We start from the raw sequence: 8489 nt of genomic DNA on the forward strand, positions 1-8489 counted from the left end.
GATGACTCGCCGTGAGATCGTCGGGGTTAGGGTGCGTCTCGCCAGTCCAGGAGATATTCGAGCCCTGTCTGCCGGAGAAGTAAAAAAACCCGAGACCATCAACTACCGCACTCTTCGTCCCGAGAAGGATGGCCTGTTCTGTGAGCGTATTTTCGGTCCGACAAAGAGCTTCGAGTGTGCCTGCGGCAAGTATAAAAAGAGTGGCCCTAAGTTTAAAGGGGTTATCTGTGACAGATGTGGTGTGGAGGTAACTGACAACCGCGTTCGCAGGGAACGCATGGGACACATTGAGTTAGCGGCTCCAGTGGTCCATATTTGGTATCTTCGGGGAATTCCCAGTCGACTCAGCCTCCTGCTGGGGACTGCCACAAAGATGTTGGAAAAGGTCGTCTATTTTGCCCCGATCCGTAAGAGAGAACCAGCCTTCAAGGTCGTTATGGAGGGGAAGCGGAGTGATCTGGCCCGGCGGGGCGATGTCATCTCCGAGAGTGAGGTACGGCTTCACGACCACTACGACACTAAGTTCAAGGCAGAGGAAGCCTATCGAGTTGTCTCGGTGGACGATATCCCTCTGTCTGAGGGGGACGTTATTTCCTCATCCCAAATGGGTCGTTTCAAGGCAGATTACGGTGATGATGTCTTCTCCGCTGAGCCGGCTTTTCTGGTTGAAGACTGTCCTGAAGACGGGCCACTAACTCAGGGAGACGTTATCTCCGCTCAGCGCCGAGATGACCTTCTTGCCGCAGAAATTGATTTCACGGTCACGCGGGCGAAGGTCGGTAGTCACGAGGGATTTCTGGTCACGTCCGTAGCCAAGCTCCCCTTTGCCAAGGGAGACGTCATATCTACTAGCGAATATGTTCTTTTCCAGGAGCGTTACCCTGAGAGGTTTTCGGCTCAGCTTGAGACCATCGTTGTGGAGGATCCTTGTTTCCTCGTCGTCAACGGCAGCGAGTCGCCTTTCAATGAAGGGGACGTCATTCTTGATCGGGAACAATACCTTTGTCGTCATTACGACAAGCGTTTTAGGGCTGGCATCGGTGCTGAGGGTGTCCGTGAGATGTTGGATGCCTTGGATATGAACCACCTGGCTCAGGAGCTTCGAGAGGAGCTCTCGGAGACCACGGGACAGAAGCGGCGTAAGCTGGTTAAACGACTTCAGGTCGTAGAGGACTTTCGTAAGGGCTACTGTACCCCTCAATCTATGGTCTTGGAGGTCCTGCCCGTTATTCCGCCGGATCTTCGCCCCATGGTTCAGCTAGATGGTGGGCGCTTTGCCACCTCTGATCTGAATGACCTGTATCGTCGAGTCATCAATCGGAATAACCGTCTGAAGAAGCTTCAGGAGCTTCGGGCTCCTGAGATCATCGTCCGAAATGAGAAGCGAATGCTTCAGGAATCGGTGGATGCCCTGATCGACAACGGTCGTATGGGTAAGGCAGTGCTTGGGGCGGGCAACCGACCGCTTAAGAGTCTTACCGATTTGCTTCGGGGTAAGAAGGGGCGATTCCGTCAGAACCTCCTGGGCAAACGCGTGGATTACTCGGGGCGTTCGGTCATCACGATCGGCCCCAACCTGAAGATCTACCAGTGTGGTCTTCCGAAGCAGATGGCCCTTGAGCTCTTTAAACCCTTTGTTATCCAGCGTTTGGTGGATATGGATATTGCCCCTAATGTCAAAAGCGGCAAACGCATGATCGAGAGAGGGCGAGAGGAGATCTGGGGTATCCTGGAGGATATTATTCGGGATCATCCAGTTATGCTTAATCGAGCTCCGACCTTGCATCGTCTTGGGATTCAGGCATTCGAACCTGTGCTTATGGAGGGCAAGGCTATCCGCTTACATCCTTTGGTCTGTACGGCCTTTAACGCTGACTTTGACGGAGACCAGATGGCGGTTCACGTCCCTCTGTCGGTAGAGGCCCAGGCCGAGGCTCGGATGCTGATGCTTGCGGCAAACAACATCCTCTCTCCCGCCAGTGGTAAGCCTATCGTAGCTCCGACCCAGGACATGGTCTTGGGCATCTACTATCTTACCGACCTTCGGCCAGGTATGACAGGTGAAGGGCTGCTCTTCGACAGCTTTAACGACGTTTTGGTGGCATTGGATCATGGCATCGTTCACGTCAACGCCAAGATTCGTCTTCGATGGAATTCCCAGTGGGGCAACTGGGGCGATACCGAGCCTCAGTGGGGAGTCTCCTTCATTGACGAGAATCACAAATGGTTTGAGACCTCGCCAGGGCGGGTGCTGTTCAACAGCCATCTTCCTCAGGCACTCCGATTCCTGGATGGACAGCTTGGCAAAAAAGATCTGAGCAAGCTTCTTGATCTCGGCTATGATAGGGTCTCTCGTCAGGAGATGGTTCAAATATTAGATGCCATCAAGGTCCTGGGATACCATTGGGCCACCCTGAGCGGGATCAGTTTCTGTGTCACTGACGTGGTTATACCCGAGGAAAAAGGCGAAGTGGTTCGTCAAACTCTGGTGGAAGATGACCAGATTCGAGATCAGTACGAGATGGGAATTCTCACCGAGGACGAATATCTCTTGCAGAAGGAGACTCTCTGGTCCCATGCTGCGGGTGAGGTCGGCGACGCTATCCTGAGGCACATGGGAAGCGAGAATCCCATTCGAATGATGGTGGATTCGGGCTCTCGAGGAAGCCGGGGACAGCTTGCTCAGATGGCTGGTATCCGGGGGCTCATGGCCGACCCGACCGGTCGGATTATCGATTACCCTATCACGACCAACTTCCGGGAAGGCATGAACATGTTAGAGTATTTCATCTCCACTCACGGAGCTCGAAAAGGGTTGGCTGACACGGCCCTTCGAACGGCTAAGTCGGGGTATCTAACGCGACGGCTGGTGGATGTGGCTCAGGATGTCATCATTACCGAGAAGGATTGTGGGACTGATCGTGGCGTCAAGATCCAGCCTCTTGAGAGTGATGGCAAGACAGTGATCCCCATAGCGGAGCGTCTAGCTGGTAGAACCGCTCTGCATGACCTAGTTGATCCGGCAAGTGGACAGGTTTTGGTCCTTGCTGGGGAGATTATAACGCCTGAGTCCGCTCGAAAAATAGATCAAGCGGGCTTTCGTGAGGTCTGGGTTCGCAGCCCCATGACCTGTACGACCCGTCATGGCATTTGTCAGAGGTGCTACGGTATCGACCTGAGCACCCGATCCTTAGTGGACATCGGTGAGGCTGTAGGGGTTGTCGCCGCTCAGTCCATCGGTGAGCCTGGAACTCAGCTGACGATGAGAACCTTCCACACCGGTGGTGTTCGGATCACCGGTGAGGATATCACACAGGGGCTTCCCCGGATTGAACAACTATTTGAGGCCCGTCGCCCCAAGAAGGTAGCTGTTCTTGCTGGTTTGGACGGCAACGTTGTGGAGATCCGGGAAATGGAAGGGAAGAGAAAGGTCATTATCGTTTCTGACGACCCCGAAAACGAACAAAAGGTGATCCATACAATTCCGGCCAATCAAAACCTCTTGGTGGAAGAGGGCGATGCGGTTATTCGCTCCCAGAAGCTCACGGAAGGATACGTCGATCCTCAGCAACTTTTGGAGGTCATGGGGCAGGAAGAGGTTCAAAAATACCTGGTGGACAGCATTCAGGAGGTGTATCGCTCTCAGGGTGTGTCCATCAACAACAAACATATCGAGGTGATCCTTCGGAAAGTAGCCCCGGTCAACAGAGTGCGGGTCATGGACGAAGGGGATACGGCCTTGGTCGCAGGAGACCTGGTTTGGGCTGATGATGTGGAGCTTGAGGAAGCCGCTATCGCTGCGGAAAATGAGCGGAACATCGCTGAGGCCGTCGCCACTTTCTCAGGTTCTCTCTTCGATTCTGTAGTGGGTTCATCTAAGCTCGATAGCAGTAAATATAAGGGGCAGCCTCTGGATGAACCTCTTCTCCGATCCATTCTGGCGCCTGGAGCGTCGGCGAGTGAGATTCTGATTACCGATGAAGAGGGACTCCTGAAGATCATCGTTGGGGAGGCCTCGTTCAGGAAAGAGCTCAAGGGATTCGAGCTCATCGAACCTTTCGACGGAGAGGGAGGCAAGGTGGTGGAGGTTGCTCAGCCTCTGACTCTGGGGCAGCTATCAGTTATTACCTCCAGCGCTCCTCGTCCGATTTATGTCCGAGATGTTGAGGCAGTGGAGAAACTCGTAGATGCGGCGTATCTGGCCGAGGATGTGGTTGTGGACGATACGGTCCTCGTCGAGAGAGACCATCGAGTGACTGAGGATATCGCTGTTCTTCTCCGGACTCACGAGATCGCTGTTGTGAAAGTATGGCGGGGTGTGGAGCGAGTGTCTCTGGCTGACGCCATGCAGGAACGGCTTCTGTCAAGAATATGGGGTAAGCCGTTGAAACAGGCTATCGATGACCAAGGTAACGCCGTGACGAACAAGCCTCAACTTGTGGACGGAAGCGTGGTTCGGGGCCTTATAGAGGGAGGGCTCACCGCCATCTCCATAGGGGAGGAGATCGTCTCTCGAGAGGGTGTCTTAAAAGAAGTTATCGCTGATCGGTGTTACGGGAAAATCCTATTGGATTCCGTCGAATTTGATGGAGATGTTGTGGCCGAGGCCGGTCAGGAAGTCAATCAGGAGCTGGTGGAGGTCTTAGTTCATGCCGATCCAGAGGAGCTCGTTCTTCGGCCGTCTTCTTGCCCGAGCGACCTCCGTCATCTCATCTCTAGGGTGGCCTTCGTTCGAAAGCTTCGCCAGAGCCCAGAATGCCGAAAATTCATCCATGGAATCACCAAGGCCGCATTGGCGACGGAGAGTTTTTTGAGCGCAGCCTCGTTCCAGCAGACTGCCCAAGTATTGGCCGGCGCTGCTGTCCGATGTCAGCTCGACAGCTTGGTGGGGCTTAAAGAGAACGTTATTATTGGTCACCTTATCCCGGCAGGGACTGGTGTTGAGGATTTTCAGAAACTTTCGGTCACCGAAAAAAGATGCTAGCCTGCGTATATTTTTTCAAAACGCTATCGATTCGTCCTGAAGCTGGTTTCTTGACATTGCTCTGGGGCGTTGATATCATTACCCGGTGTCTATGCTCGGGGGGTGTGTCATGCCTGTGGGAGAACTTGCATCGGGACGGCGAATCGTCGGATTGAACCAGGTCCGACGGGCGTTGTTGCGAGAGGGGGTTCAGAAAGTCTTCCTCGCAGATGATGCCGATTCCCAGATCATCTCGGAGATCCTCCGTCTCGCCGAAGAGCGGGGCGTCCCCGTCGAGCGCGGATACTCCAAGGCCCATCTTGGTCGGGCCTGTGCTATTTCCCGCAGTGCGGCTACAGCTGCTGTACAGCGAGAAGATCGCTGTTAACGAAGATACAGAATATCTGGAAGGAGGGAATGCAGTGCCAACGATCAACCAGCTCGTTCGGAAGGGGCGGACTGAAAAAGCCAAGAAATCCGACTCTCCCGCGTTGCAGAACTGTCCGGCACGAAGAGGGGTGTGTACCCGTGTGTATACTGTCACGCCCAAAAAACCCAACTCGGCGCTTCGAAAGGTCGCTCGTGTTCGGTTGACCAATGGAATTGAGGTCACCTCGTATATTCCCGGGGTGGGGCATAATCTACAGGAGCACTCGGTGGTTCTTGTTCGAGGCGGTCGTGTTAAGGACCTCCCCGGTGTTCGCTATCACATCGTCCGGGGTACTCTTGACTGTGGCGGTGTTGAGGGGCGTCGTAGGAGTCGCTCTAAATACGGGGCCCGTCGCCCTAAGTCGTAAATCGTAAGGAGGGAATGCCATGCCGCGCAAAGGGCATGTGAGAAAACGGGAGCCCCAGCTGGACACCCGGTTTGAAAATATCGTCATGACAAAGTTTATTAACAAGGTCATGCTCGATGGAAAGAAAAGCGTTGCCGAAAGGATCGTTTACGATGCTTTGGATAAGGCTGGAGAGAAGCTGGGTGTTGAGCCCCTTGAGGTCTTCAACAAGGCTATGGAAAATGTCAAGCCTCTGGTCGAGGTCCGTTCCCGACGCGTGGGGGGCGCTACCTACCAGGTCCCTGTGGAGGTCGCTCCCGCCAGGGCTCAGGCTCTGGCCATTCGCTGGATCATAAACTACTCTCGGGCGAAGAAGGGGATGCCCATGAGCGAACGCCTCTGCCGGGAGTTTATAGATGCCTACAAGGGCGAGGGGAGTTCCATTAAAAAGAGGGAAGATACCCATAAGATGGCGGAAGCCAACCGGGCCTTTGCTCATTATCGTTGGTAGCACTTGGCGAGCTTCTCGTCGGTCGATTCACGTGTTTTAGGTGATGATTATGACTGAAATAAATCTTAATAAAATTAGGAATATAGGTATTGCCGCTCATATTGATGCGGGAAAGACGACGACTACCGAGCGGATCCTGTTCTACACCGGTCGGAACTACAAGATTGGTGAGGTTCACGAGGGTGCGGCCACCATGGACTGGATGGAACAGGAGCGAGAGAGGGGCATTACCATCACTTCCGCCGCTACCACCTGTCAGTGGAAGGGTCATAACATCAATATAATTGATACGCCCGGGCACGTGGACTTTACCGTCGAGGTGGAGCGCTCCATGCGGGTGCTGGATGGGGCCGTCTCCGTCTTCTGTGCTGTTGGCGGCGTTGAGCCTCAGTCCGAAACTGTGTGGCGTCAGGCCGACAAGTATGGTGTGCCCCGCATAGCTTTTGTCAACAAGATGGACCGGGTTGGGGCCAATTTTCTCAATGTGGTAAGCCAGGTCAGGGAGCGTCTTGGTGCTGTCGCCGTGCCTCTCCAGATTCCTATCGGGGCTGAGGAAAATTTTCAGGGTGTGGTCGATCTCATTGAGATGAAGGCCGTTGTCTTCTCGGACGTTATGGGGGCCGAGCCCGTGGTTCAGGAAATCCCGTCCGAGCTTGTTGACGAGGCTGGGATGTATCGGGAGTCTATGATTGAGGCTTTGGCCGATTTTGACGAGGACATCATGGCTCTTTTTCTGGAAGGGGAACCCGTATCCAGCGATATGATCCGTGCTGCGATCCGAAAGAGTACCATTGCTCTTGAGATCGTGCCAGCGATGTGCGGCACTGCCTTTAAGAACAAAGGGGTTCAGCCTCTTCTCGACGCTGTGGTCTCCTATCTTCCCAGCCCTCTGGATTTGCCGGCTGTGTTGGGCGAGAACCCTGACGATGGGGCTGAGGTTAGCAGGGCGGCTGATGCCGTAGCGCCTGTGTCGGCCTTGGCCTTTAAGGTCGCTGTCGATCCTTTCGTGGGGAAATTGACCTTCTGTCGAATTTACTCTGGGACCATTAAATCAGGCATGACTCTGTATAATCCCTCAAGCCGAAAGAAGGAGCGTATCGGTCGAATTCTACAGATGCATGCCAACAAGAGAACCGATATCGACGAGGCAGGCGCAGGAATGATTATCGCTTTGCCAGGTCTCAAGGCCACCAGGACTGGCGACACCCTTTGTGACGAGAAGTACCCCGTAGTTCTGGAGACTCTCGAATTCCCCGAACCTGTTATCTCCTTGGCCGTGGAACCTATGACTCAGAGCGATAAGGACAAGCTCTCGAAGGGGCTTATCGCTCTGGCTGAGGAGGATCCCACGTTCGTGGTCAGAAACGATGAGGAGACTGGGCAGACTGTTATCTCAGGGATGGGAGAGCTTCATCTCGACATCATTGTCGATCGGCTTAAGAGGGAGTTCAAAGTCGGCGTCAACGTCGGTCGTCCCCAAGTCTCTTACAGAGAGGCTATTACCAAGGCTGTTACTGAGGTTCAGGGGAAATTTGTCCGCCAGAGCGGTGGTCGGGGGCAGTACGGCGATGTCGTCATCAACATGGAGCCTCTTGAGGAGGGCAAGGGTTTTGTGTTCGAGGACAAGATCGTCGGTGGGGTTATCCCCAGGGAGTACATCCCCGCCGTGCAGAAGGGGTTGGATGAGGCCATTACCAACGGCATCTTGGGAGGCTTCCCCGTGATCGGTGTCAAGATTGAGCTGGTTTACGGTAGTTATCATGACGTGGACAGCTCGGAAATGGCCTTCAAAATTGCAGCTTCTATGGCCTTCAAGGAAGCGATGCGCAAAGCCGGTCCTGCTCTCATGGAGCCTGTCATGTTCGTCGAGGTGGTCACGCCTGAGGAGTACGTAGGCGATGTCATGGGCGATCTGTCCTCTCGCCGGGGACGGGTCGAGGGTATGGATGTTCGTGGGAATGCCAGGGCTATCAAGGCCTTTGTGCCCCTGGGCGAGATGTTTGGGTACGCCACGGATGTTCGGAGCAAGACCTCTGGCCGGGCGACCTATACCATGCAGTTCGATCATTATGAGGCCGTCCCGGCGGGTGTCGCCGAGGACATCCTCAAAAAATAACGTTTCTGACGTAGGAGGGAATATCCATGGCAAAAGAGAAGTTTGAGAGGACAAAGCCGCACCTGAACATTGGTACGATAGGTCACATTGACCACGGCAAGACGACGCTGACGGCGGCGATAT

Annotated in this window: 6 protein-coding genes; all 6 read left to right on the plus strand. The window is 54.2% G+C overall.

Annotation, left to right across the window (positions count from 1 at the left end; translation table 11 throughout):
• The first annotated feature begins 1 nt into the window (after position 1).
• Entirely contained in the window at positions 2–4984 is a 4983-nt protein-coding gene (rpoC, locus tag CSA35_06190) for a DNA-directed RNA polymerase subunit beta' (GenBank protein ID PIE54527.1), read from the plus strand.
• A gap of 91 nt (positions 4985–5075) precedes the next feature.
• The gene (locus CSA35_06195; protein ID PIE54528.1) at positions 5076–5351 is read left to right on the plus strand and encodes a 50S ribosomal protein L7ae; all 276 of its coding nucleotides are present in this window, start codon (positions 5076–5078) and stop codon (positions 5349–5351) included.
• Positions 5352–5385: 34 nt separating this feature from the next.
• Positions 5386–5760, plus strand: coding sequence for a 30S ribosomal protein S12 (locus tag CSA35_06200; protein PIE54529.1), 375 nt, complete (start codon positions 5386–5388; stop codon positions 5758–5760).
• Between the two features lie 19 nt (positions 5761–5779).
• Complete coding sequence (locus CSA35_06205) at positions 5780–6250, plus strand: 30S ribosomal protein S7 (protein ID PIE54530.1); 471 nt, start codon at positions 5780–5782, stop codon at positions 6248–6250.
• Between the two features lie 49 nt (positions 6251–6299).
• Positions 6300–8366 carry an elongation factor G gene (fusA, locus tag CSA35_06210; GenBank protein ID PIE54531.1) on the plus strand — a complete coding sequence of 689 codons (2067 nt, stop codon included), beginning with the start codon at positions 6300–6302 and terminating at the stop codon, positions 8364–8366.
• Positions 8367–8392: 26 nt separating this feature from the next.
• Positions 8393–8489, plus strand: a 97-nt coding sequence (locus tag CSA35_06215; GenBank protein ID PIE54532.1) for a hypothetical protein, incomplete at its 3' end; no start/stop codon positions are given.

The organism is Dethiosulfovibrio peptidovorans, from assembly GCA_002748665.1.
GTDB classification, from domain to species: domain Bacteria; phylum Synergistota; class Synergistia; order Synergistales; family Dethiosulfovibrionaceae; genus Dethiosulfovibrio; species Dethiosulfovibrio peptidovorans_A.

Coding starts and splice junctions, on each gene's coding strand:
- rpoC (PIE54527.1), top strand. CDS start 2: ATGACTCGCCGTGAGATCGTCGGGGTTAGGGTGCGTCTCGCCAGTCCA.
- CSA35_06195 (PIE54528.1), top strand. CDS start 5,076: ATGCTCGGGGGGTGTGTCATGCCTGTGGGAGAACTTGCATCGGGACGG.
- CSA35_06205 (PIE54530.1), top strand. CDS start 5,780: ATGCCGCGCAAAGGGCATGTGAGAAAACGGGAGCCCCAGCTGGACACC.
- fusA (PIE54531.1), top strand. CDS start 6,300: ATGACTGAAATAAATCTTAATAAAATTAGGAATATAGGTATTGCCGCT.